The sequence below is a fragment of the Citrobacter amalonaticus genome, from assembly GCF_018252635.1.
GTDB lineage: Bacteria > Pseudomonadota > Gammaproteobacteria > Enterobacterales > Enterobacteriaceae > Citrobacter_A > Citrobacter_A amalonaticus_E.
This window is the reverse complement of the sequence record NZ_JAGTXM010000004.1, coordinates 74,048-100,236: the sequence shown is the minus strand read 5'-3', so window position 1 is coordinate 100,236 and position 26,189 is coordinate 74,048. Positions and strand designations below refer to the sequence as shown.

At 55.2% G+C, this 26,189-nt stretch carries 23 protein-coding genes; 1 reads left to right on the top strand and 22 read right to left on the bottom strand.

Annotation, left to right across the window (positions count from 1 at the left end; all coding sequences use genetic code 11):
• Positions 1-406: 406 nt before the first annotated feature.
• The 16 genes from KE671_RS13220 to KE671_RS13145 all read right to left on the bottom strand — a co-directional run bounded on the left by KE671_RS13220 (position 407) and on the right by KE671_RS13145 (position 18,759).
• Entirely contained in the window at positions 407-1,546 is a 1,140-nt protein-coding gene (locus KE671_RS13220) for a glycoside hydrolase family 88/105 protein (RefSeq protein WP_206163316.1), read from the bottom strand.
• Between the two features lie 4 nt (positions 1,547-1,550).
• Positions 1,551-3,134 carry an MFS transporter gene (locus KE671_RS13215; RefSeq protein WP_206163315.1) on the bottom strand — a complete coding sequence of 528 codons (1,584 nt, stop codon included), beginning with the start codon at positions 3,132-3,134 and terminating at the stop codon, positions 1,551-1,553.
• A 262-nt stretch (positions 3,135-3,396) separates the two neighbouring features.
• Positions 3,397-3,789, bottom strand: coding sequence for a flagellar protein FlhE (flhE, locus tag KE671_RS13210; RefSeq protein ID WP_206163314.1), 393 nt, complete (start codon positions 3,787-3,789; stop codon positions 3,397-3,399).
• Positions 3,789-5,867, bottom strand: a complete 2,079-nt coding sequence (gene flhA, locus KE671_RS13205) for a flagellar biosynthesis protein FlhA (RefSeq protein WP_206163313.1) — start codon at positions 5,865-5,867, stop codon at positions 3,789-3,791. The genes flhE and flhA overlap by 1 nt, the downstream gene beginning before the upstream one ends.
• Positions 5,860-7,008 carry a flagellar biosynthesis protein FlhB gene (gene flhB, locus KE671_RS13200; RefSeq protein ID WP_206163312.1) on the bottom strand — a complete coding sequence of 383 codons (1,149 nt, stop codon included), beginning with the start codon at positions 7,006-7,008 and terminating at the stop codon, positions 5,860-5,862. The genes flhA and flhB overlap by 8 nt, the downstream gene beginning before the upstream one ends.
• A gap of 146 nt (positions 7,009-7,154) precedes the next feature.
• Positions 7,155-7,799 carry a protein phosphatase CheZ gene (cheZ, locus tag KE671_RS13195; protein ID WP_206163311.1) on the bottom strand — a complete coding sequence of 215 codons (645 nt, stop codon included), beginning with the start codon at positions 7,797-7,799 and terminating at the stop codon, positions 7,155-7,157.
• 10 nt (positions 7,800-7,809) lie between these two features.
• Positions 7,810-8,199, bottom strand: coding sequence for a chemotaxis response regulator CheY (gene cheY, locus KE671_RS13190; RefSeq protein WP_043000338.1), 390 nt, complete (start codon positions 8,197-8,199; stop codon positions 7,810-7,812).
• A 17-nt stretch (positions 8,200-8,216) separates the two neighbouring features.
• A complete protein-coding gene (gene cheB, locus KE671_RS13185; protein WP_206163310.1) occupies positions 8,217-9,266 on the bottom strand; it encodes a protein-glutamate methylesterase/protein-glutamine glutaminase in 1,050 nt (349 codons plus the stop codon).
• A complete protein-coding gene (gene cheR / locus KE671_RS13180; protein WP_042318377.1) occupies positions 9,263-10,129 on the bottom strand; it encodes a protein-glutamate O-methyltransferase CheR in 867 nt (288 codons plus the stop codon). Before cheR ends, cheB begins: the two co-directional genes overlap by 4 nt.
• Before the next feature lie 19 nt (positions 10,130-10,148).
• Entirely contained in the window at positions 10,149-11,750 is a 1,602-nt protein-coding gene (gene tap, locus KE671_RS13175; RefSeq protein ID WP_206163309.1) for a methyl-accepting chemotaxis protein IV, read from the bottom strand.
• A 44-nt stretch (positions 11,751-11,794) separates the two neighbouring features.
• Positions 11,795-13,456: a methyl-accepting chemotaxis protein II gene (tar, locus tag KE671_RS13170; RefSeq protein WP_206163308.1), complete on the bottom strand. Its 1,662-nt coding sequence runs from the start codon at positions 13,454-13,456 to the stop codon at positions 11,795-11,797.
• Between the two features lie 81 nt (positions 13,457-13,537).
• Entirely contained in the window at positions 13,538-14,497 is a 960-nt protein-coding gene (locus tag KE671_RS13165; protein ID WP_206163692.1) for a Csu type fimbrial protein, read from the bottom strand.
• A complete protein-coding gene (locus tag KE671_RS13160; protein ID WP_432759335.1) occupies positions 14,497-16,851 on the bottom strand; it encodes a fimbria/pilus outer membrane usher protein in 2,355 nt (784 codons plus the stop codon). The genes KE671_RS13165 and KE671_RS13160 overlap by 1 nt, the downstream gene beginning before the upstream one ends.
• An 11-nt stretch (positions 16,852-16,862) precedes the next feature.
• Positions 16,863-17,618, bottom strand: a complete 756-nt coding sequence (locus KE671_RS13155) for a fimbrial biogenesis chaperone (RefSeq protein ID WP_206163306.1) — start codon at positions 17,616-17,618, stop codon at positions 16,863-16,865.
• Between the two features lie 16 nt (positions 17,619-17,634).
• The gene (locus tag KE671_RS13150; protein WP_206163305.1) at positions 17,635-18,177 is read right to left on the bottom strand and encodes a Csu type fimbrial protein; all 543 of its coding nucleotides are present in this window, start codon (positions 18,175-18,177) and stop codon (positions 17,635-17,637) included.
• Between the two features lie 12 nt (positions 18,178-18,189).
• Complete coding sequence (locus KE671_RS13145; RefSeq protein WP_206163304.1) at positions 18,190-18,759, bottom strand: spore coat protein U domain-containing protein; 570 nt, start codon at positions 18,757-18,759, stop codon at positions 18,190-18,192.
• Positions 18,760-19,180: 421 nt separating this feature from the next.
• Here KE671_RS13145 and KE671_RS13140 point away from each other — a divergent pair, with 421 nt between their 5' ends.
• Positions 19,181-20,452: a dicarboxylate/amino acid:cation symporter gene (locus KE671_RS13140; RefSeq protein ID WP_206163303.1), complete on the top strand. Its 1,272-nt coding sequence runs from the start codon at positions 19,181-19,183 to the stop codon at positions 20,450-20,452.
• A 158-nt stretch (positions 20,453-20,610) separates the two neighbouring features.
• On the opposite strand, the gene cheW is transcribed toward KE671_RS13140, so the two are convergent.
• The 6 genes from cheW to flhD all read right to left on the bottom strand — a co-directional run bounded on the left by cheW (position 20,611) and on the right by flhD (position 26,029).
• On the bottom strand, positions 20,611-21,114 hold the full coding sequence (gene cheW, locus KE671_RS13135; RefSeq protein ID WP_061077846.1) for a chemotaxis protein CheW: 504 nt from the start codon (positions 21,112-21,114) through the stop codon (positions 20,611-20,613).
• Positions 21,115-21,135: 21 nt separating this feature from the next.
• A complete protein-coding gene (gene cheA, locus KE671_RS13130; RefSeq protein ID WP_206163302.1) occupies positions 21,136-23,148 on the bottom strand; it encodes a chemotaxis protein CheA in 2,013 nt (670 codons plus the stop codon).
• 4 nt (positions 23,149-23,152) lie between these two features.
• Positions 23,153-24,082 (bottom strand): flagellar motor protein MotB, encoded by a 930-nt coding sequence (gene motB / locus KE671_RS13125; RefSeq protein ID WP_206163301.1) that lies wholly within the window; start codon positions 24,080-24,082, stop codon positions 23,153-23,155.
• On the bottom strand, positions 24,079-24,972 hold the full coding sequence (gene motA, locus KE671_RS13120) for a flagellar motor stator protein MotA (RefSeq protein WP_043000329.1): 894 nt from the start codon (positions 24,970-24,972) through the stop codon (positions 24,079-24,081). Before motA ends, motB begins: the two co-directional genes overlap by 4 nt.
• 125 nt (positions 24,973-25,097) lie before the next feature.
• Positions 25,098-25,676 (bottom strand): flagellar transcriptional regulator FlhC, encoded by a 579-nt coding sequence (gene flhC, locus KE671_RS13115; protein WP_042318680.1) that lies wholly within the window; start codon positions 25,674-25,676, stop codon positions 25,098-25,100.
• 2 nt (positions 25,677-25,678) lie between these two features.
• A complete protein-coding gene (flhD, locus tag KE671_RS13110; RefSeq protein ID WP_042318359.1) occupies positions 25,679-26,029 on the bottom strand; it encodes a flagellar transcriptional regulator FlhD in 351 nt (116 codons plus the stop codon).
• Between the last annotated feature and the right edge of the window lie 160 nt (positions 26,030-26,189).

The window sequence follows — 26,189 nt, the reverse complement described above, 5'->3', positions numbered from 1 at the left end:
TCGATTTCATTCGCCAGCGATAATTACGCTCTTGTTTTTGAAAATGATGAACTGTTGCTTATCTTAAATCTAACGTGCTCTCCGTGTGATATAAGCTGTGCTAACATCCAGTATCAATTGTTCAATAAAGAGAAGCAATCAACCGTCTCCGGGAGGGCCAGGACCGTCACAGCGGGTCTCAACCATAACTTCCGGGGTTATATTATTCATGATAAAAATACATTCTACACATTAACTGAATCCGATTATGAAAATATGTGGAACATCACTATCGAAGAGAAAGATGTTCAGCATCCACTGAAAACTGTAAAAATAGATCAATATCAGATCAAGTCTATATTTGATAACGGTACATGCTGATCGTAATGTTATTTCGGGGATACGACAGTATCCCCGGCTATTGTCATCAGAAGTACTTCCGCAAATATTCTGTCAGACACAGCATTGCCATTGCCTGTCCGTAAGGCATGGACGTCAGCGGAATCGCCCGGTAGAAGTCGAGATCGTGGCCCATTCCCGTACCGAAAGAGGTCTGTAGTAATTCCCCTTGCGAAGAAATGTTCCGTACAATTCCACGAATCGCTTTTTCCGCCACGTCGGCATACTCCGCACTGACATAGCGCTTGCGCACCGCTTTTAAAATTCCGTAGGCGAACCCTGCGGTGGCGGAGGCTTCCAGGTAAGAGTGCGGATCGTCAAGCAGCGTGTGCCACAGTCCGCTCTCATCCTGGCAATTCGCCAGCGCAGCAATCTGCGCATTCAGCACCTGAGCCAGATAGCGGCGCACAGCGTTGTTTTCCGGCAGATCCACCAGCTCAAGGAAATCCGGGATCACGATGGTCAGCCAGCTATTGCCGCGCGCCCAACGGGCATTGGCAAAGTTATGATGTCCGTCGTAATTCCAGCCGTGGAACCACAGACCGGTCTCCCGGTCCATCAGATTCTGTACGTGCAGCAGAAACTGATAGGTCGCTTCTTCCACATATTCAGGACGGTTAAGCAACTTACCGATTTTCGCCAGCGGCAGCACCGTCATCATCAGCGTATCATCCCACATCTGCTGATGATTCTCTTCCGCCAACGTGATGTGCTGCATACCGCCGTGCTCGGTACGCGGCATCTCATACATCGCCCATTCCGCCCACGCGTCGAGCCACGGCAGATAAGCCGGATTACGCGTCTCCTCGTAGCGATACGCCAGCGTCAGGAACGGCGCCATCGTGTTAACGTTTTTAGTGGTAGTCCCTTCGGCAAAACGGTCAGCAAACCAGTTGTCGATGATATCACGCATCGTCTCGTCACCGGTCTGCTGGTAGTATTGATACATTCCATACAGCCCGACGCCGTGTGTCCATTCCCACCCTGCCCAGCCTTTGGTGTCAATCACACGGCCGTCGTCCAGACGCAGCAGAAATTGCCCCGTCTCGTCCTTGATGTTCACCAGATTGGTCGTCACTGTCTGAATTAACGCTTTCAACTCTTCCCGTGAAATAAACCGTTCCGGCTGACGCAGTAGCGAGCTATGTTTGACAGGCCAAACCTTCATATCCTTAACCTCTGTTGTAAGTCGAATTCAATATCGCAGCCTGCTTCAGTGAAGGGGCCGCTGGTTTATTACGATTCAGGTAACCAATGTTGTTGTTACCCCAAAGTGATTCATACGGCAGTCCGGCAAGCATCTCGACGGTGGCACGTGCCTGAGGGGTAATGCTTTCCGGCATTACGCGACCGGATTCGCGCATTTTCACCGTTTCTTCGCGCAGCGTGCTGTGGGTCTGCAAATTCAGTTTGAAACGAAGAGAGACGAGGAATCCGCAGGCCAGCACCAGCAACGTACCACAGCTGAGGATCAACAGAATGGTATGGCTGACCGCGGCGGGCTGTGTGCTTTGCCCTGAAACAAAGCCCGACATTTGCATCACAATCCCAACCAGCATCACCGCCCCTGCCTGTGACGCTTTACGCGTCAGGGTCATAATCCCGGCGAAGATCCCTTCCCGACGCTGACCGGTGATGACTTCATCCACATCCGCAATGTAGGTGTAGGTGTTCCACGGAACGTAGTTGATACCGCCGCGCCCCAGCCCCGCCACCGCAGAAACCAACAGCAACAGCGAGTAGATGTCGCTCAATCCGGCGTAGTAAAGCACCGCGTAAGAGAGAGAGCTCAGACCGAACAGCACCACAACCATCCGGTAGGACGGTGCGGGCCCAAAGCGGATACACAGCGGGATCATGGCAATAACCGCAATGAACTGGAAGACAGCCATTGTGCCGAGCAAATTCGACGCTATTGACGCTTCCTGCATCAGGACAAACACCACGTAGTAGGTGAAGACGGCGTTGAACACATCCTGTGCGATGTACCCACCGAGATACATTCCCAGATGCTGACGGAAAATCTTGATCCGCAGTGTCGAACTCAATTCCACGAACAGGCGGTTCATACTCTGGTTGAAGGTCAGGCTCTTTTTCTCTTCTTCCGCGCGTAACGCCGCTTCAGTCCACTCTTCACGCGGGCGTTCCCAGGTAAAGAACCAGACAAACGTCAACATTAATGCGCACAGTACCGAGAACACCAGGCTGGCATAAAAGAAGGAGATCGGGTTGTCCTTACCGAAAGCGGTCAACAAGATACCGGGCAGGAAAGAGGCTAAAATCGCGGACATTTGCGCCATGCCGATACGCGCGCCGGAAAACTTGGTTTTTTGTTTAAAATCATCGGTCATCTCCGGTACCAGCGTCTCATAAGGCACCAGAATCATGGTATAGACGATGTCAAACAGCAGATAGGTCAGCAGGTAATACCAGAACCCCATATCCCCTACCCACATCAATGAGTAGCTGAATACGCATGGGATCCCCAGCAAAATAAAGAATTTACGGCGGCCAAAGTGCTTACCGAGCCAGGTCGAACCGAAGTTATCGGTCAAAAATCCCATCAGCGGACTGACGACAGCATCAAGCACCCTTGCTGCTGCAAAGATGAAGGTCGCTTCAATGGGGGACAGCCCGCAAAAGGTCGTATAGAAATAGAGCAACCAGGCCGCCGTAAGCGCCGTGGTACCTGCACCCAGAAAATCGCCTGAACCATAGGCGAAGTAATTCACCAATCCAATTTTACGTGTTTTCATTGCCGTTAACCCTGCAAATGGTTGGGGGACTCCCGGCCGGTTGGCTGCGCCACAGGAGTACTTACACGGCTACAGTAAAAGCTTACAAAATGGGATACCTTTTCGTTTTTGCCACCTGCGGCAGTGAAATGGCAAAAACGCAAAGAGACCGGCAACGCGTGTCACCGATTTATAAAACAGCGTTTCTTTTCAATCAAAAGGCAAGGTCAAAAATGCGAGTCAGGCAGCAATTCAGCGTGCTGCCTGATGAGGAGAATAGCCGTTAACGATAGTTCACAATCACCTGATTGCTCTGAACTTTTAAGGCGGGAATTAAGCGACCGCCACCGGGGACTTCCCAGATGAAACGCAGCGGTTCAACGGCAGGCACATTGTTAAATGCCTGCGTTGTGCCGCTCTGTCCTTCTATCTCCACGCAGCGGGATTGCGAGCATAAGCGAACGCGTAAGCCAGCAGGCGTCGGGCCATTAAGCTCATATCGCCAGGCGACCAGCGTCATCAGCCCGGAGACAGGCTGACTGGACGAAAGCGGTGCCGACGAGGCCGACACGCCGCGATGGTTCAGAGTAATACCAATACTACTGGCCTGCCACGCCCCTTCCCCGGCAGCCTGTACCGCCAGCGGGAAGAATAAGAGCCAAAGCAGTTTACGCATTATTTACCTCCGATGGTTGCCGTCATGCGGATGTTACGATTATCGGACAGCTCCATATTCGACAGCACCACCAGTTGCGGCAAACTACGACGCAGGAAGCGCGACAGTAGTGGACGCAATGCATGGTTAACCAGCAGCACCGGCGGCGCACCCAGCATCTCCTGGCGGGACAGCGCCTCCTGGGTTTGCGCCAGCAGCCGGTCTGCAAGGCCTGGTTCCAGTCCCCCTCCACCCTGGAGTGCCTGCAGCAGCAGACGTTCGAGCGCCGTGTCGAGGCCAATCACGTTGACTTCATGATTACCCGGGAACCACTGTTGCGTGATGGCGCGCCCCAGCGCCACACGAACCACCGCCGTGAGTTCATGCGGATCGCTCTGCAACGGCGCATGCTCTGCCAGCGTTTCCAGAATGGTGCGCATATCGCGAATTGGCACTTTTTCGTCCAGCAGGTTCTGCAACACTTTATGCAATGTGGTCAGGGTCACTACGCCTGGCACTAAATCTTCGGTCAGCTTCGGCATCTCCTGCGATACACGATCTAACAGTTGCTGCGCCTCCTGACGACCGAACAGTTCAGCCGCGAACTGACCAATCAGGTGGTTAAGGTGGGTGGCGACCACGGTACTGGCTTCCACTACGGTGAAGCCCTGTATCTGCGCCTGTTCTTTTAAGGCACTCTCAATCCAGATCGCGTCCAGACCAAATGCCGGATCCACCGTCTGTTCGCCCGGTAAGGTACCTGCCGCCGTGCCGGGGTTGATCGCCAGCCAGCGCCCCGGATAGGCGTCGCCGCTGCCAATCTCTACCCCTTTCATCAGAATGCGGTAATGCGCTGGCTGCAGATCCATATTGTCGCGAATGTGCACCACCGGGGGCAGAAAGCCCATGTCCTGGGCGAACTTCTTACGGATACTGCGGATGCGGCCCAGCAGCTCACCGTCCTGTTGAAAATCGACCATCGGGATCAGACGATAGCCCACCTCCATGCCGAGAGAATCTTCCAGTTGCACATCGTTCCAGGTCGCTTCAACCACTGAGTTATTTTCCGGAACTTTAATCGGCTGTGGCTCCGCAGGTGCCTTCTGTTCGCGGCCCCGGATCCACCATGCCAGTCCCAGCAACGCGGCGGTAAACATCAGGAACACGAGGTTCGGCATGCCCGGCACCAGACCCAGCAGACCCAGGACCGCGGCACTCAGCAACATCACTCGGGGATTACTGAACAACTGCCCGACCATCTGCTCGCCAACGTCCTGATCGGTACTGACGCGGGTGACAATCACGCCCGCAGCGGTGGAAATCACCAGCGCCGGGATCTGCGCCACCAGACCATCACCGATAGTCAGCAGGGTATAGCTTTCCGCTGCGTGCCCCATGGACATACCGTGTTGCAGCACGCCCACCAGCAGACCGCCCACGACGTTGATCACCATGATCAGAATCCCGGCGATGGCGTCGCCGCGAACAAACTTACTCGCACCGTCCATCGACCCGTAGAAATCGGCTTCCTGGGTCACTTCAGACCGACGCTTTTTCGCTTCATCTTCGCCGATAAGACCCGCATTAAGGTCAGCGTCAATCGCCATCTGTTTACCCGGCATTCCGTCAAGGACAAAGCGCGCGCCGACTTCAGCAATACGTCCGGCACCTTTGGTGATGACCATGAAGTTGATGATGACAAGGATGACGAACACCACGATACCGATAGCGAAGTTACCACCGACCAGGAAGTGGCCAAAGGCTTCAACCACCTTGCCCGCCGCCGCCGCACCGGTATGCCCTTCCATCAGAATGATACGGGTTGAGGCCACGTTCAGCGCCAGACGCAGCAGCGTTGTAAACAGTAATATAGTCGGAAACGCAGCGAACTCCAGCGTACGCTGGGTGAACATCGCGACCAGCAGCACCATGATCGACAACGCAATATTAAAGGTAAACAACAGGTCGAGGATGAACGCGGGTAGCGGCAGGACCATCATCGACAGGATCAGCAGGATGAGGATTGGCCCGGCAAGGATCTGCCACTGCGTGGATTTCATGTTGTTGGGCAGGCGCAACATCGCGACCAGATTAGCCATCGGTAGTCTTCTCGTTCATAAAATCCAGGGCTTCAGGCACTGGAAGATTTGCAGGTTGTGGTGGACGTTCCCCACCGGCGAGGCGCCAGCGTTTAAGCTGCCACACCCAGGCCAGCACTTCCGCGACGGCGGCGTACAGTTGTCCAGGGATCTGCTGACCAATTTCAGCGTGGCGATAAAGCGCACGCGCCAGCGGCGGCGCTTCAAGCGTGGGAATTTTGTTCTCGGCACCGATCTCGCGAATGCGCAGGGCCACGAGTCCGGCCCCTTTTGCCACCACTTTCGGCGCGCTCATCTTGTTCTCATCGTATTGCAGCGCCACCGAATAGTGGGTCGGGTTGGTGACGATGACATCGGCATTGGGGACATCACTCATCATGCGTCGACTCGCCGCCTGGCGCTGCATCTGCCGGATACGCCCCTTCACATGAGGGTCGCCTTCGTTCTGTTTAAATTCGTCCCGGATATCCTGGCGTGACATACGCAATTTTTTCATATGGCTCATGATCTGGAAAATCACATCGAATCCGACCATCGGGATCACCCCCAGCACCACCAGCAGCGCGCACAGTCCAACAAGATCCAGCGCATTACCCATCGCTGTGCGCGGGGACTCCGCCATCAGGCGCATCATCTCGGGCCAGTTATGCCACAGATAAAGCGCGGTCACGCTCCCTACCAACGTCGATTTCAGAACCGCCTTCAGCAACTCCGCGCCGGTCTGCGCCGAAAACATACGCTTAATCCCGGGTAGCGGATTGAGTTTCGAAAATTTGGGTTGTAGCGATTTGCCGCTAAAGACCAGACCGCCGAGCAGTACCGGTGAAATCAGTGCCACCAGCACAACGCCGGTGATCAACGGTAACAGCGCGATCATCGCTTCTTTAATCAACAGTATGATTTGCCCAAGAATCAGATTGGGGTCATTGACCATGCTGTGGTCAAAACGCAGTCCTGCCGACAGCATGCCCGATAACCGTCTGGCCAGCGACTCACCGCCAATCCAGATAATGCAGACGCCTACCAGCAAAATCAGCAGTGAAGTCAGTTCTCTGGAACGCGGGATCTGCCCCTCTTCCCGCGCTTTTTCGAGTCGGTGGGGGGTGGGGGCTTCTGTTTTGTCGTCGCTCTCTTCAGACACGCATCAGATCCTGGATGGGTTTATGAGCGAAAATGATGCCAGAACGGTATTGAGTTAATGGCAAGAGTAAGCAGCAAAAAGGGCGGGGTTTATGGCCTTAAGCCAGATAGCCGGATGAGAATGCCCACCATCCGGCCAGAGAGGAATCAGAACCCGAGACTATCCAGCAGATCGTCAACCTGGTCCTGACTGGCGACCACGCCCGCTTTGGTGGTATCTACCTGTGGGCCGTTGAGCAGGCTCTCGCTTTCGCGTTTAGGGCGAGCGCCCTGCTCAGGAATGTTTTCCAGCAGTACCATCAGCAGCTGACGTTCGATCTCCTGAATCACATCCATCATGCGTTTGATGACCTGACCGGTCAGGTCCTGAAAGTCCTGCGCCATCATGATGTCGAGCAACTGCGCGTTAGTAAAACTGGTATGCCCGGGCACATCGCCGAGGTATTTTCGGGTGTCCGTCACCAACTCGCGGGCGTCAGAAAGCTCAATCGGGTTTTCAAACCACTCGTCCCAGCGCTTGCTCAGCGCCTTCGCCCCTTTTTCCATTTCGTCCTGATGCGGCTGAGAGGCTTCAACGCTGTTCAGGGCGCGTTCAGCCGCCTGCGCGGTCATCTGTACCACATAGTCCAGACGATCACGGGCATCGGGAATGGCCTCTGCCGCTTCGGCGATGGCCTGGTCCAGACCCAGTTCGCGCAGGCTGTCACGCAGCATACGGGTCAGGCTACCAATGCGGGCAATGATATCCCCGGCAGAATGTTCATCTACGGGTTTAATCTGTGGTTGCATCATAATCAGCCCCTTACATGCCCAGTTTCTCAAAGATTTTATTGAGTTTTTCTTCCAGCGTCGCCGCAGTGAACGGTTTCACCACGTAGCCGCTGGCGCCGGCCTGCGCCGCGGCAATGATGTTCTCTTTCTTCGCTTCTGCCGTTACCATCAGCACCGGCAGTGAGGACATTCCGCTGTCCGCACGAATGGTTTTCAGCAACTCGAGACCGTCGATGTTCGGCATGTTCCAGTCGGAAATCACAAAGCCAAATCCACCAGCCTGCAGTTTATTCAACGCGTCCGCGCCATCTTCAGCCTCTTCCACGTTGTTAAAGCCCAATTCCTTAAGCAGGTTACGCACGATGCGACGCATGGTGGAAAAGTCATCCACAACCAAAAACTTAAGCTCTTTATCCGCCATAAAAAATTACTCCTGATTCAAATACGTATTGCCTGTCCGGCACTGATTTTCGCCAGCATCTGCTGGCTTACCTGACTAAGATCGACCACTTCGCTGACGCCACCCATATTGATGGCTTCGCGCGGCATGCCGAACACCACACAACTTGCTTCATTTTGTGCAATCGTCCAGGCGCCTGCCTGGTGCATCGCTAACATTCCGGCGGCGCCGTCGTTGCCCATTCCCGTCAGGATCACCCCGACGGCGTTGCGCCCCGCATGAATCGCTACCGAATGAAACAGTACATCCACCGACGGCCGGTGCCGGTTAACCGGCGGACCGTCATGAATTTTGATTTGGTAGTTAGCCCCACTGCGCGCCAGCTCCATGTGTTTATCACCGGGCGCAATGTAGGCGTGCCCCGGTAAAACACGCTCGCCGTCCTCCGCCTCTTTCACGACTATCTGACACAGTTTGTTCAGACGCTCGGCAAACGAACGGGTAAAGCCTGGGGGCATATGCTGCGTAATAATGACCGCCGGGCTGGAGAGCGGCAGCGGCTGCAGCACATGGCGAATGGCCTCGGTGCCGCCCGTTGAAGCACCAATCGCAATCAACTTTTCCGAGCTGAGCAGCGGTCCCGCCTTTAAGGTCGCTGGCGCCGCGAGCGGTTTATGAGCCGTCAGACGTGCACGTGACGCCGTTCGCACTTTCTCCGCAATCATCTCGCTGTATGCCAGCATCCCTTCGCGGATCCCCAACTGCGGTTTAGTAACAAAATCGATCGCCCCCAGTTCCAGCGCCCGTAGCGTCACTTCCGATCCTTTCCCCGTCAGCGACGACACCATCACCACCGGCATCGGACGTAATCGCATCAGCTTTTCGAGAAAATCGAGACCATCCATCCGCGGCATTTCGACGTCCAGCGTCAGCACGTCAGGGTTATATTTCTTGATCAAGTCCCGGGCGACGAGCGGATCGGGCGCGGTGGCCACCATCTCCATGTCGCTATGGCTATTAATAATTTCGGTCATGATTTGACGCATCAATGCAGAATCATCGACCGACAACACCCTGATTTTACTCATGCTTTACCCTTACTCAGCGCATAAACCGTTTGCCCGCGCAGGCTAAAGTCGCGCACGAGGTTACTAAAGTTCTCTGAATGTCCGGCAAACAGCAGACCATCAGGCTTAAGAAGAGGGACAAAACGGCGCAGGATGTCCTGCTGCGTCGTTTTATCGAAATAGATCATGACATTGCGGCAGAAAATGGCGTCGAACGGCCCCGGCACGTTGTACTGCTTATCGAGCAGGTTAATCACAGAAAACTCGACATGGCTTGCCAGCTCCTGACGCACACGCACCAGCCCGTCATGCGGGCCCGTTCCGCGCATGAAATAGCGCTGGAGCTGCTGCGGCGACAGGGTCTTCAGTTCATCCAGCCGATAAATCCCGCTGCGGGCCTTTTCCAGCACTTCGGTATCGATATCGCTGGCAAAAACCTTCCAGCGCCCCGGTGCCGTACCCAACGTATCGGCCAGCGTAATGGCGATACTGTACGGCTCTTCACCGGTCGATGCCGCAGCGCTCCAGACCCGATATTCGCCACTGTGGCGACGGGCACTTTCCGCTAATACCGGAAAGTGGTGCCCTTCGCGGAAGAAGGCTGTCAGGTTGGTGGTCAACGAGTTGATAAAAGCCTGCCACTCTGCGCTGCTTTGATTTGCTTCCAACACGCTGAGATAGTCGCCAAAATCATCCAGCCCCAGCGTACGCAGTCGACGAACCAGGCGGTTATAAACCATATCCCGCTTGTGGTCCGCCAGCACGATCCCCGCGCGCTGGTAGATTAATTGACATATCCGACGAAAGTGCGCGTCGGACAGCGCAAGGCGCTGGGTCATCTGTAACAATAATGACGTTTGCCCATTGGGCAGAGATGATGTCATAGCGCCTTCTCAATCACATTCAGGATACAACGGGCACAGCCTGCGGCGGTGCCGATTCTTGGTGTGTTACAACCTGTTCTTCAAGTTTGAATACCGCCACACGGGCGGACAGCGTGTCGGCCTGATGCGCGAGTTGATCAGTCGCCGCGGCGGCTTCTTCCACCAGCGCGGCGTTCTGTTGCGTCACCTGATCCATCTGGGTGACTGCCTGCGCTACCTGCTCAATCCCTCTGCGCTGTTCGTCTGACGCCGAGGCAATCTCGCCCATGATGTCGTTAACCCGGGTAACTGAACTCACGATTTCCGTCATGGTGTGGGCTGCGGTATTGACGAGTTGCGATCCCTGGTGGACGCGGTTCACCGACTCTTCAATCAACCCTTTAATCTCTTTCGCTGCCTGAGCGCTACGACTCGCCAGGTTGCGCACTTCTCCGGCAACCACGGCAAATCCACGTCCTTGCTCACCGGCCCGCGCCGCTTCAACCGCTGCGTTGAGCGCCAGAATATTGGTCTGGAAGGCAATTCCGTCGATCACGCCGATGATGTCGCCAATCTTTTGCGAACTGGCGGCAATCGCCTGCATCGTACTGGCGACATTTGTGGCCTGTTCGCCACCGGTTTTCGCCGTATCGGCCGCGCTTTTTGCAAGCCCGGAGGCCTGGCGCGCATTGTCGGCGTTCTGACCGACGGTGGCGGTTAACTGCTCCATGCTGGCCGCGGTCTGCGCCAGCGACGCCGCCTGCTGTTCGGTGCGTGAAGAGAGATCGTTATTGCCCATCGCGATTTCCGAAATCCCGGTGTGCATTGCCAGACTGCCCTGGCGCACGTCGCTGACGGTTTCCCGCAGCGCCTGTTGCATCGCCTTCAGACTGGCGAAAATCGCCGAAATCTCATTACGCCCGTAAACCGCAATCGGACGCGCCAGGTTACCCTCGGCAATGCTGTCAAAATGGCTGCCGATAATCGCCAGCGGCTGGACGATCATTTTGCGCGACCAGAACAGCGCCCCGGTGGTTAACAGTGCAGCAATTATCACCATGCTGATAAAGATTGCCGCCGACATGTGATAGTTGTTCTTGCTCTGTTGCCCCGCCACCACCAGCACATGATTAATGTTCTGCTGCCAGGCGTTAAAGTTAACGTCAAAGGCGTCCTGCGAAGCCTGCACCGGCGCGGTCAGAAAGTCTGACAGTTGGTTATTCTCAAGCCAGGTGGCCTGATGCTCCAGATCGCTGTGCCACTGGGTGAAGCTTTTCTCCGTTGCCTCCTGCAAGGCTTTCCCCTCTGGGGTATTCGCCTCTATCGCCCTGAAGCTGTTAAACAGCGAGCCGGACTGCGCCAGGCTCTCGCGCGCGATGGCCATCAGGCTTTTGATGTCATCGGGCGGATAGCTCAGCGCCGTTAATGTCCCGGCCTTGTTCAGGGCGGTACTCGCCTGTAATAAAACGGCGCGCGTTTGTGCCAGCGCCGCGCGTTGCTGATTACTCTGCTCGACCTGATTCAGGCTCTGAAAACCGTCCCGAAATGCCCAGAAAGACAAGCCATTACTGCCAATCTGCAATACACCGCAGAGGATCAAAATCAAAAACAGCGTGGTCGAGATTCGAATACGATTAAACATCAACGCTCCCATCAGGCGGCAACGGCCGCAGTGTTAAAGTTCAGTCAAAATGTTTCCCAGTTAGTATCGTGCTCCATGCTTAACGAGGACTTCTGCGCCGTGCGGGGCACGTCAGCAGAAGTCCGTTCTTCTTTGGCTTTTACCGCATAAGGACGCGCGGCAAGGCGAAAGGCGGATACCGCCATCGTCAGACGGCTGGCCTGTTCTTCGAGTGCCGCTGCGGCAGCAGCAGATTCCTGGACCAGCGCGGCGTTTTGCTGCGTCACACGGTCCATCTCGGAAACCGCCAGCGCCACCTGATCGATGCCGCGGCTTTGTTCATCAGAAGCCGAGGCGATTTCGCCCATAATGTCGGTCACGCGGGTCACCGCATTGACGATATCGTTCATGGTCTCGCCCGCGCTTTCGACCAGTACGGAGCCGGTATCCACGCGTGAAACGGAATCTTCAATCAGCGCTTTGATCTCTTTTGCCGCCTGTGCACTGCGGCTGGCCAGGTTACGTACCTCACCGGCGACCACCGCAAAGCCACGCCCCTGCTCACCTGCTCGCGCAGCTTCTACCGCCGCGTTCAGTGCCAGGATGTTGGTCTGGAAGGCAATACCGTCGATGACGCTAATGATGTCGGCAATTTTCTTCGAGCTGCCGGCAATTTCGTGCATCGTTTTGACGACGTTATCCACCACTTTGCCGCCGTGCTGCGCGGTTTCCGACGCGCTCTGCGCCAGTTGCGATGCCTGTCGGGCATTGTCGGCGTTCTGTTTCACCGTCGCGGTCAACTCTTCCATGCTGGCCGCCGTCTCTTCCAGCGCCGATGCCTGTTGTTCGGTCCGCGATGAAAGATCGGTGTTGCCAGTAGCGATTTCCGTCGTGCCGGAGTAAATGGCATCGGAACCTTCGCGCACCTGAGTGACGGTTTCTACCAGCGAACGTTGCATGTGATCGACGCTGCCAGCCAGTTCGCCAATCTCATTACGTCCGGCGACGGTCAGGGTGTTAGTCAGATTACCGCCAGCAATTTCACGAATATGGGCGATAACTCTGGAAAGCGGGTTAAGCAAGGTATGACGAATGCCGTACCACACCACCACCAGGATCAGCACCAACACTACCGCCAGAATGCCAAGTTGCCACTGCGCAAACTGGTAATCGCGCGCGCTTTCATCAAACGCCTGACGATAAAGTTTTTCGCTGACGCTGGCGTATTTGCTCTTGGCGTCGCCAAGGCCGTTTTGCATCCCCTGCGTAGGTTGCGCGAAGAAGGCATCCATGTTGCCGCTTTCCAGGAACTGCACCAGTTCGGTTAAACCGGCAAAATATTTCTGGTATTTTTCGTCCACATTGCTACTGACTTCAGCCATCTCTGGCAGCGGATCGATAGATTTAAACCTGGCGTAGTGCTCTGCCGCCTGAGCCAGTGAATTTTTCGCGCTCTTCAGCAGATCGTTTTTTGCGCTGCTCTGCTGATTGTTCGCATCCATCATCATGCGTGCAGAGGAACGGCTGAGGTTAATACGCGTTTGCAGCATCAGATCCCATGTCGAGGTCAGTTCACTCTGCTGTTGGCGTAGATCGTTGGAAATAACAAAACTTTTTTGATTCTGCTGTAATGACGAAAACAGCAAACCACCAGAGACAAGCTGTAGCAGTGCGAAAACCCCCAGCACCATCATCAGCATTGTGACAACGCGGATACGGTTAAACATAAGGCACCTTCCTGAAAACGAGTTAACAACGTTATCGGCACCCTTGATAAGAACTTTACGTTTGCGAAAGGGAAATCCAGGTCAGAAGGCGATATCGACTACCACCGTGTCGGTGTAAGTCCCGGCGGGAGGCGTCGATTGGGTGGGTAATACTCTGGCGGTGTAATTGTAGGTTCGCAACAGACCGTCGCTACTGGCGGAAGAGGAGGCGCTGCTGGCCCAGCGTTCCGTACCGACACTCCCCCAGCGGTTGGTGGTGCTCGCTTTGTAAATTTCGTAGCTCAGGCGGTTGTTGCCGCTCGCCATATTGCGCACATTACCGTTGGCATAGCTGCCGTTATTAATGCCTACCGTGTAGGTACTGCCCTTGGTACAGGTAATAGAAACCGTCTGCGAAATGGCGGGAAAGTTGTTCACCAGCGGCGCACTGCCGAAATTGACGTTCGGCGCGTTGAGGGTGATGCAGTCATTGGTCACCGTCAGGTTAAGTTGCATCGTAGTCGCGACCGTATTGGTTTGCGTGGTGACGCACAGCCCCAGCGCGCCCACCTGACAGATGTTGTAATAGACGTTGAAATTGAGCGTCACCTGATACGGCCCGGCGCTGACGTTCTGTCCGGTACTGGTGCGAAAGAAAAGCGGTAACGTAAAGCGGGTGGAACCTAACAGCGCTAACAGCGTGCTGCCACTCCAGGTATAGCTGCCGCCGATGGCGATCTCGCTGTTACTGGCGCAGCCGGACTGACCGCACAGGCGCACCGGCACCACGTCCGTCACGGTGGTATTGTCCGTGCGCTTGAGGCTGGCGCGGGTACCTGTTGACACCGTCGCTCCGGTATAGGTGAGCGTCACCATATCGTTATTCAGTAACCCCAACACCACGTCGCATTGCACCAGCAGATTGGCGCTGGTCGCCTGTTCCGCACTGTTGACGGTAAAGGAGGAGACGCTGCCGAAGGCCCCCGTCGTGGTGCTCACGCTACAGGCAGCCCAGGCCCCCGGCGCAGCCGTCAGTAATAGCAACAACAGCACCCGTCCGATCATCCGGCCCCCTGGCGGCAGATCAACGGCCCGTAAGTCTGAAGTTTATGTTCGGGATTCGCGGTCAGCGAGAAGGTGCTTTCGCAACGTTTCCCGTCGGGCGTGACGACCCGCAGAGGATTCACGCCGTCGAGATTCTCCAGCCAGACGATCCCGTCATAGCCGACCACGGCGGGCGATTTATTATCCCGCATGACCTGGCTTGCCACCGGCAGCGCCTGCCCGTTCTCATCATGCAAAATGACGCTTGCCACCCGCTCCTGCTCCATCGGGAAATCGATCAGATATCCGCTCTGGCGACGCAGCGCTACTTTACGTTCGGTCTCTTTCAGGCGGGTATCGGCAGGCAGATTGAGCGTGTTAATGCTGTAACTCGCCGTGTAATAGGCGGAGACGCCGCTGATCAGCAAAAAGCCCTGATCGTTAGTGTGACCGACCGGCTGGTTTTCGTAATTGACCGGCACATCAGGATGCCCGTCGGTGCTGACCACCACAAAAGCATCGTTGATTTTATTGGCGGCAAACAGCTGGTTTTCCATAAAGACCAGCGATCCCATCGCTTCGCCCCACCAGGTCATGGCATTACCTACGCCGTAGGTTCCCCCCTGTAATTCGATATTCCGGTTACGCCAGCCCAGCGTCGCCTGCTGGTAATCCCGCGCCTGAGACTGTCGCGCCCATGCCAGGTTCCAGCTAAACCCACCGTCGGTCGGCATCGAGTGATTGTAATTAATGCGCTGGGTTTGACCGGCATCGGGGGTTTTCTCCATCGACACCGCCGCGCTGTCCCGTTCGCCCAGTGGAGTTTGTAGCGACATCGCCAGCGTCCAGTCCCCTTGCTGATTATCACGACTTGCGGACAGGTAAAGACTGCTGCTTCCCCACAGATTCCGGCTCCAGGAGAGATTCAGCAGTTCTGTTTTCTGTGAGTCAAAACTGCGGATGCCAATCCAGGCCGCACCGACATTGCCAAATTCGCCCATATTGAACGTCAGCGAATACTGGTCGCTGCGCTGGCTTAACGAGGCCAGCGGCTGGTTATCGTTATCCACCCGCGGCGTCTGATCGTACAGCGCCAGGTTGCCAAAGCCGCGCTCACGCCGCGAGTGCTGGGTGGCCACGCTGAATTCGGCCGTACTGTACTGATAACCCCAGTTAAGCTGATTACCGCTGTTGCCGCGCATTCGGCTTTCCGTCCATGCGCCATTCACCACGCCAAGTCGCCCCAGTTTGACCAGCGAACCCACCCCACCCAGCGCCAGTTCTTCCGCGCCCTCGGCATGCCCTTCAAGCGTCAGATAATCGTTCATCCCGTAACGGTAGCTTGCGCTGCCGACCGCCGGTCCGTAGTCAAAATTGTCGATGCCGTAATTGCGGCGCAGGCTGCCCAAAGTCACTGCACCGTCGCTGACGCCTGTTTTGAGCAGATTACTGGCGACGTAAAACGGTAAAGTCGTGCTCACCTGGCGACCCAGCGCGTCGCGAGTGACCACCACCGCGTCACCGGCGCCATTAATATAGGGCAGATTGGTGAGCGTAAACGGCCCCGGCTGAAGCTCCGTTGAACCAGCCCGGTAACCGTTGATGAAAAGATCCACCGCGGTGGGCATCGCCGCTTCACCGGAGAATTCCGGCAAGGGCCAGGTCACCAGATCCGGCCGCAACGAGAAATCGCGCCCCCACGAGACGCCGCCCACCCGCACGCTATTACTCCAGCTCAGGGCATCGCTTACCACATCGCCTACCCGCCATTGCGTCGCATCGGTCTCACGGGTCGCGGTGAATACCGTATCGTAGCGCACGTATCCGTCCTGCTGATCGTCGTCCCCGGCCAGATTTTGCCGCACGTAGCCCGTTGACGAGAGCGAACCGGCATCGTTAAAGAAGCGCAACTCATGCCAGACAGAGGCCTGGCTGTCGCCGTTTTGTGTATGGCTGCTGTAGAAATCGTAATTGAGCAGCGCGCCGCTGCCGTTGTGCGCGTCGTTTGCCGTAGCCTCACCGCCAAACGGCGTTGCGCGTTCGGGTAGCCAGTCCTGCGGTACGCCGAGCAGCAACCGCTGTCCACTGCTGTCGTATTGCGTCGTGACCTGCGGTAAGCGCGAAACATTCACCTCACCCTGAGGAAGGTATTCGCCGGGAAGTCCGGCCTGTTGTAGATCGTCCCGGCTGACGTAAAACTCCCCTGCCCGCTGCATCACTGGCACCACCCGCTGCGTATCGTAATGGTTGACGATCAGCGCCAGATGAAAAACCGCTTGCTGATCGATAGCACGCGCATCGGGTGGTGGCGGGAGCGCATCATCACCTGGCTCTGCACGACAGATCCCGCTAATGATAAGAGAGGTTGTCATCAGTAAGCCGCTTAGTCGGCGGGACCAGACAACCATTTGCCACCCTGTGCGTTGATTGCGGCGCTAACGCTGTCCGGATGGGGAGCACCTGCGGGGAGCGGCCAGCGACGCGTACTGCCTGGCAGGACATAGCCCAGCAAGCCTTGCGCCATCGTGTGCTGCGCACCGTTCTGACGCAGCATGACCTTGCTTAAGCGAAGATGCACGTCGTTGTCATTACGCACTTCCAGCTGTGGCTGTCCGTCGCCGCGCACCACCCGCCAGCGCAGTTTCGCTGGATCCACCCGCGCATGATGTTCCCCCTGCGCCCAGGTCTGGATCCCCTGACCGTAGACAAACAGCGGTAGCGAATAGCGCATTTGCACCTTCAACCCCATTTGCGGTTTATCGCCGCTGTCGGGCTGTGGGATCTCATCGACGATAATACGGTAAGCCTGCTCAACCCCGGCGGGAACCGGAGACTGTTTAATCAGACGAATCAGCTGCTTGCTGCCCTTTTCGATCCGGACAATCGGCGGACTGGCGACCACATCCTGCTGCGGCTGATAGCGTTCGAAACCATCATCCTGCCGCCAGCGGACAATACGCACCTGCATCGTCGTTGGGGTATTTCCCTGATTCTGGATCCACAATTCAGTGGCATTGCTCTCAGCCGCCAGCCAGGGATCGATCGGCCACAGCAGGATGGTTGCGGCACTGTTTGCACCGGCGGAAACCAGCGCTGCCGTAAAGCCAAACAGCAATCCCAAAGACGTTCGCATGCGCATATCACTTCTCCCTTTGCTACCATGACAGGGTCACCGTAAGCTGATCTGAATAGTTGCCTGCGGGGCTAAACCCCGTCAGCATCGCCGCGCCAAACAGCGGTAACGCGATATTGTTGCTGTCGGTGTAAGCAACTGAAACCGGCTGATTGACACCAATTTCGCTGTTCGCCGCCAGTGATGACGAACTGTAGAGCCGGTAAGCCACCCGCTCCGTTCCCCCTGAGCGTTGCATATTGCGCACCGAGGTATAATTGCGCCCGCTGTCAATTGTCATGCTCAGCGCCACGCCCGGCGTGCAGGCCAGCGACAGCGCGGCGTTGGGGACAAACTGCGCGCTCACCCGCCGGTTTTCTACACCGCTATACGTGCCGAAGTTCAGGGTTCCCAGCGCCGCGCCGCTGCCGGTGGTCACCGAGCAGCCTGGCGTGATGGTGGCGTTCAACTGAAAGGACTGCGTGGTGACGGCCATAGCCGACACGGCGACCAGACCGAGCATCGCCAGAAAAAGGCGTAGCCAACCCCTGCCTCCGCGCGGGAAGCCCACTCTCAGGATCCTCATGTCATGGACGAATCAATAGATGACGCTGACGTTAATCGTATCGGTATAGGTACCCGGCACTACGGTGACGCTGTTTCCGCCGCCCTGGATCCGGCCATACAACGTATAGTTGTCAACGCCGCCCGTCGTCGAGGCTTTCGGAATGGGGGTGTTATTACTGACAACGTTATTAAAACCGCTGTCGCTGTAGAGGCTGTAAGCCACCCCCTGAGTGGTATTGGCAGCATTGACGAGGTAGCGGGCTGGCGTTCCCGGAGTACCTACAACCGTGCCGGGCGCCGACGAGTTGGTATTGCCGGTGATTTGCACGGTGTAATCCGTGGTGGTGCACTGAATGCCAAAGCTGTTCCCGCCTGCGGCTCCCGTCAACTGTGTGGTTAATTCCGAGAACGTCGCAGGATGGGTACCGAAATCCAGCGTACCAAAGTTAATGCCGTTCTGACTGGGTGAGCCGTTGATCAGGCAACCGTTGGTCAGGGTTAATGTCGCCCCGACGGTCCCACTACTGGTTACCGCCATAGCGCCTGGCAGCGGCAGAAGGAAAAAGCCAGCCATACCCAGGAACCGGGATATTTTGTTCATCAACACCTCCGAAAAATCGCCACGTTTAACGAAATCACAACTCATATGGCGGGAAAGGTCAGGCAGATTCGTAAAACAAACTGATAATCAGAAATTTAGTTTACGGATGAGAAAACAACCACTGCCGTCAGGCTTCGTCATACGAACGGGTGATTGACGGGGAAATTGCTTATCCATCAATTCATTAACATTATTAGCATTCTGTTTTCCTCTCAATTCGAGAGGATATATTCATTCTTATGCGATCCAGTTCACAAAACCGCTCTGGTTAGAACACAACAAAATGAGTAAATAATAAAAAATAGTTGTATCCCCCGACGGATTACTCCAGGTTAGGTAGAAAATGATTCAGCGTCATTAAATACATAAAACATATGTATCGCTGATAAAAAATTGTTAAATTCAGCCCGAGGGATTTGTAGTGGCAAATGCAAATAAACTCACGATATTTATCGTGATTTTCATGCTGGCAGGTATCGTGTCAGGTGCGGTTATTCACTCGTATACATCCGAAAGCGTCATTGCCGCATGGTCGGATAACATTACCCTTCTCACTGACATCTTCTTACGTCTGATTAAGATGGTCATCGCCCCACTGGTATTCAGCACTCTGACCGTGGGCATTATGCGTCTTGGCGAGACGTCCACCATCGGGCGCGTGGGTGGCAAAGCAATGATCTGGTTTATCAGTTCCTCCATCCTTTCCATTCTGGTAGGTCTGTTTATTGTCACGCTGGAGCAACCCGGCAGCGGACTCAATCTGGCTATCCCGAAAGAAGCGGTAGAGACCGGTCTCGCCGTCGGTGGGATGAGCCTGAAAGGTTTTCTGTCACATACCATTCCAACCAGCATTGCCGGTGCGATGGCTAATAACGAAATTTTGCAGATTGTGGTGTTCTCGATGTTCTTTGGGATCGGTGGCGCGTCGTTGGGCGAAAAGTTCAATACCCCTCTGGTGGCGGCGCTGGACGTGGTTTCCCACATTATGCTGAAAGTGACCGGCTACGTGATGTACGTCGCCCCGCTGGCCATTTTTGCCGCCATCTCCTCAGTGATCGCCACCGAAGGGTTGGGCATTTTGCTCAACTACGCCTCATTCATTGGCGGCTATTACGTGGCAATTCTGATGACCTGTCTGGTGTTGCTGGCGGTGGGGTTTCTGGTACTCAAGAAAGAGGTGTTTCGCCTGCTCGGCATGCTCAAAGATCCCGTGCTCGTGGCCTTTACCACCAGCAGTTCTGAAGCAGCCTATCCGAAAACGCTGGAACAACTGACGAAATTTGGCTGCTCGCGCAACATCGTCTCGTTCGTGCTGCCGATTGGCTACTCGTTCAATCTGGTCGGCTCAATGGTTTACTGCTCTTTTGCGTCGATGTTTATCGCGCAGGCCTACAACATTCACCTGTCTTTTGCCGAGATTAGCGTCCTGATGCTAACGCTGATGCTGGCGTCAAAAGGCATTGCCGGCGTCCCGCGTTCCGCGTTAGTGGTGCTGGCGGCAACGATTCCGAGTTTTAACATTCCGGTCGCCGGCATTTTGCTACTGATGGGGATCGATCATTTTCTTGATATGGGTCGTTCCGCGATTAACGTGTTAGGTAACGGCATTGCGACGGCGATGCTGGCGCAAAATGAAGGGCTGCTGGATGAGGGCCATGAGAAAGAAGACGTGACGCAGCAGGTAGAAGCATAACGGAGACGGTAAATGCCGGATGGCGGTGTAAACACCTTATCCGGCCTACAACACATTCAAACCGTAGGCCGGATAAGCAAAGCGCCATCCGGCGTTACGTGACGGTAACCACATTCGAACCGTAGGCCGGATAAGCAAAGCGCCATCCGGCAGTCAGTTTATGCGACGTGTGACGCTGCCATATCCAACAACGCCATTTCGTCACTGTTCAGCAGTTTCTCAATGTTCACCAGGATCAGCATCCGGTCGCCCAACGCGCCGAGTCCGGTCAGGTATTCTGTTGACAGCGTCACGGCAAATTCCGGTGCCGGACGGATTTGCTCCGCGGTCAGCGACAGCACATCCGACACGCCATCCACGACGATCCCCACCACGCGCTGTCCCAGATTCAATACAATCACCACGGTGTTATCATTGTACTCAACATCACCCTGGCAAAACTTCACGCGCAGATCGACAATCGGCACAATTACACCGCGCAGGTTGGTTACCCCTTTGATAAAAGCAGGCGTATTGGCAATACGCGTGACCTGATCGTAACCACGAATCTCCTGTACTTTCAGGATGTCGATGCCGTACTCTTCATCTCCCAGTGTAAACACCAGGAATTCCTGACCTGACGGCTCGCCGGCCAGTTTGCTTACATTAGTCATACCGGTCATATTTTACCCTTTCTTACTCAATCAGGCGGCGGTGATCGCCATACGTTGTTCGCGATTTAAACCCTGCAGGGCGGAGACATCTACAATCAGCGCGACGCTGCCATCACCCAGAATAGTGGCGGCTGAAATACCCGGCACTTTGCGATAATTGCTCTCCAGGTTTTTAACCACAACCTGGTGCTGTCCGATCAACTGATCCACCAGCAGCGCGTAACGGCGACCGCCGCTTTGCAGGATCACCACGATGCCCTGGGTGGCTTCGGTTTTCGCCCCTTCCACTTCAAAGACTTTCCACAACTCAACCAGCGGCAGATATTCGCCGCGTACTTCCAGCACGCGCTCGCCCCCGGCCAGCGGATGCAGATCGTCATCGCGCGGTTGCAGGGATTCCATCACCGCATTCAGCGGCAGAATGAAGACTTCGTCGGCGACGCGCACGGACATGCCGTCGAGGATAGCCAGCGTCAGCGGCAGTAAAATACGGATAGTGGTACCTGTCCCTTGCTTCGACTGGATTTCGACGTGGCCGCCCATCTCCTGAATATTCCGTTTCACCACGTCCATGCCCACGCCGCGTCCGGAAACGTCGGTCACCTGCTCGGCCGTCGAGAAGCCAGGGGCGAAAATCAGCATCCCCACTTCGTCATCGGTCATGTTTTCATTGACCGCCATCCCCTGGGAAATTGCCTTCGCCAGAATGCGCTCGCGGTTCAGTCCAGCCCCATCATCGGTCACTTCAATGCAGATATTGCCGCCCTGATGCTCCGCCGACAAAATCAGATTACCCACCACATTCTTACCGGATTCCATGCGTTTTTCCGGCAGTTCGATACCGTGGTCGAGGCTGTTACGCACCAGGTGCGTCAGCGGGTCGATAATGCGTTCAATCAGACTCTTGTCGAGTTCTGTCGAACTGCCGACCAGCGTCAGTTCAACCTGTTTACCAAGCTTGCCCGCCAGGTCACGCACCAGACGCGGGAAGCGGCTGAATACGTACTCCATCGGCATCATACGAATCGACATCACCGACTCCTGCAGATCGCGGGCGTTACGTTGTAACTGCCCCATGCTGGTGATGAGATCGCCATGATTCACCGGGTCGAGTTCATTCGAACGCTGTGCCAGCATCGACTGGGTGATCACCAGTTCACCGACGAGGTTGATCAATTGATCGACCTTCTCCACTGCCACGCGAATGCTGGTCGACTCACTGACGCGCGCCGGTTTTTCCCGCTCTACGCGTCCGGTGTGCGCTTCTCCGGTGGCCGCTTTTACCGCCGGGACAGCGACGACAGGCTGTTCAACAGCAACCACTTCTGCCACTTCCGCCGGAACCGTCGTGGCCGCTACTTTCTCAAAGGCAATCTGGTCGGCTTCAATCACAAAGCACAGCACAGCAATGACGTCATCCTCTGCAATGTCGCCATCAAGCGTAGCCGCCAGGCTGTCTTCGCCCTTCACGACATCGGACAGGACGGACAGATTGCCCAGTTCTTCTTCCAGCAGGGCCACTTCACTGGCTTTCAGGCGCGAAAGAACGATGCGCAACTTCGTCTCGTCTGCCACAGGCTCGTCGTCGGGTGCCGTGTTGTCGACCACGCTCAGTCGGGCATTTGCCACTACTGCTGGCGCGGTTTCACCTTTTGCTTCCAGCGCTAACTGGCGTAATGCCGTACAGATATATTCGAAGCTGGCGGCATCCGGTTCTTCTGAACTTTTATAGGCATCGAGCTGTTCCTGCATAATATCTTTCGTTTCCAAAAACAGGTTGATAATGGCGGTATTGAGCTGCATCTCACCGCGACGCGCATCATCCAGCAGGTTCTCCATCAGGTGGGTGGTTTCCTGCAAAACGGTAAAGCCAAATGTGCCGGCGCCCCCTTTGATAGAGTGCGCGGCACGAAATATGGCATTCAGTTGCTCTGCATCCGGCGCTTCGGGCGCCAGATCGAGCAGATGCTGCTCCATGTCAGCCAACAACTCGTCAGCTTCATCAAAAAAAGTCTGATAAAAATCGCTTATATCCATGCTCACGCTATCACCTCGGATTGGCTGGTGGCGATGTGGGAACGCTTACCTGCGGACTGGCCTCAGGCTGTTGTAATACACTTACCGGCTCGTTCTGGCTTTCAGCGTTTTCATGCAAAATGGCCTGCTCGGACTGTTTGTTCAGCACCAGCAGACTGATTCGGCGGTTGATGGCGTCATCCGGACCGCGATCGCTCATACGCATCGTGGCGGCCATGCCGACCACCCGTAATACTTTTCCATCATCCAGACCGCCCTGTACCAGTTCACGCCGCGACGCATTGGCGCGATCGGCAGAGAGCTCCCAGTTGCTGTAGCCCTTTTCACCGTTCGCATAAGGGAAATCATCCGTGTGCCCGGACAGGCTGATACGGTTTGGAATGCCATTCAGCACTGGCGCGATCGCCCGCAGGATGTCACGCATATAAGGCTCAACGTCGGCGCTGCCGGTTTTAAACATCGGCCGATTCTGGCTGTCGATAATCTGAATACGCAGCCCTTCCTGCACCAGGTCTATCTTCAGATGTGGACGCAGCGCACGCAGTTTAGGATCCGATTCGATAAGCTGATCGAGGTCGCCACGCAGTTTACTCAGGCGATTTTGTTCCATGCGCTTTTTCAGTTCATCGAGGTTTGGCTGCTTATTCACTTCACCCTGTTGCTGGGTAAAGTCATCGCCGCCACCGGGAATCGGGCTCTGGCTATTAGATATTCGATTCCCTCCCGTCACCGCCGTTGCCAGCGGCGTACGGAAGTATTCGGCAATCTGAATCAGTTCTTTAGGGCTGGAGATAGAAATGAGCCACATCACCAGAAAAAAGGCCATCATGGCGGTCATAAAGTCAGCGTAAGCAATCTTCCACGATCCGTGTGCGCCGCCGCCGTGCCCCTTATGTTTGCGCCGTTTAACAACGACGATCGGATGAGAGCGATTCTTCATGCGCCCTCAGTCGTTGTCTGCTGTTGCTGGTTCGGATTTTTCACTGCACGAACATGTTCTTCCAGTTCAATAAACGATGGACGCTCGCTGGAATACAGTGTTTTACGCCCAAACTCGACGGCGATCGGCGGAGCATAGCCGTTCAGATTCGACAGTAGTGTAATTTTCACACACTGCATCATTTTGCTGGTTTCCGCGCTTTTCTGCCGCAGGACGCTGGCGAGTGGTGAAATAAAACCGTAGGCCAGCAAAATGCCGAGGAACGTCCCGACCATTGCGTGAGCAATCAGTGAACCCAGCTCTGCGGCGGGTCGGTCAGCGGACGCCAGTGCATGCACCACCCCCATCACTGCCGCAACGATACCAAACGCCGGCAATGAATCTCCCATCAGCGCCAGACTGTTAGCCGGCACTTCCGATTCGCTTTCGTGCGTTTCAATCTCTTCGTCCATCAACGCTTCGATCTCAAAGGTATTCATGTTGCCGCTGATGATCAGGCGCAGGTAATCAACGATGAATTCCAGCATCACCGAGTCGGCCAGAATGCGCGGGTAGCTGGCAAAAATTTCGCTCTCTTTCGGATTCTCGATATCGCGTTCAAGCGAGAACATCCCCTGCTGGCGAGACTTGGCCATCAGGCGATAGAGCAACGCCAGCAGATCCATATACATCGCTTTGGTATATTTCGAACGGCGAAACAGTAACGGCAGCGCTTTCAGCGTCCCCTTAATGGCTTTACCGTTGTTACCTACGATAAATGCCCCTATGCCCGCGCCTCCGATGATGACAAATTCAGCCGGTTGATAGAGTGCCCCCAGGTTTCCACCGGTCATCATGTAACCGCCGAAAACTGTACCAATAACCACCAGGTAACCTAATAAGATAAGCACGACATCATCCTTCTGCTGTTGACTATGACAGGATGCGCAGTCGGGGCGTTAACGCGTCGGCGAGGCAAAAAAAAGCAGCGGTATTGACTTACCGCTGCTGGAGTGTTCTGTCCACACCGTATCCGTTAAACAGCCTGTTCGATCTGTTCATCCAGCAGTTGTGGAATAATATCGGCAGCATCCTGGGAAAGTTTACGTCTTTTTACCGCACGAGAAGGCGGCTGGCATAAACTGCAGGCGAAACTGCCCGCAGGCTGATGAGCATGAGTAATGAAATTACCGCCACAGCAGTTACAGCTTGATAGCTGAAGCAAACCACTTTCAACAAAACGCACCAGCGTCCACGCACGCGTCAACGCCAGCAGTGGCCCGTCTTCACCCTGCGGGCACTGTTCGAGATACAGTCTGTAGGCTTTAATGACCGCATCAACACCACTACACAGGCCCGTTTTAAGCAGAAACTGCCAGGCATTACAGAACATGGAAGCATGAATATTTTGCTCCCAGGTCATAAACCAGTCAGTGGAAAACGGCAGCATGCCTTTTGGCGGCGGGCTACCGCGAAGTTCTTTGTACAGCTTGATGAGGCGACCACGACTTAACTGCGTTTCGCTTTCCAGCATTTGCAAACGGGCACCCAGGGTGATCAATTCCATCGCTAACTGGATATCACGAGCTTCCTGAACAATGCTTTTTTCACTCATCATCAGGCCCTTTTCTTACGCGCGGTTTCATCAGCCTGATTGACATCACTTAACAGACGAGTGGACAGCATGATACCGGTGTGAATTTGCTGGAGATCGTCCACCCTGGAATCCTGAGTGAGACGAGTAATGGTTTGATGACTGTCGAAACGGAAATGACACACAAGCTGATTCGTTTCTGCCAGTTTTACCATTTGCGGAAGGGTCAGCGCCCCCAGTGAGACCGCCATTTCCTCATTGATCCCGAGACGAAACATGGCGGACGCTTTGTCCTGAACGATTAGACGCTGTGCAAGGAGTAAATATGACAAATTGATGTCATAAATGTGTTTCAGCAACTCGGATGTATGCATTATTCCCATCCAGAATAACCAACTTTTATTTTTATGCGGAAAAACCGCACCCCGTGATGTCGCCGGGAATTCCCGGTAAAAAAAGCAAATAGGTCAAGTACATACCTTCGACTCAGGCGCTTAAACATCAACGCACACGTCACGCTGACACCGTGCCAGG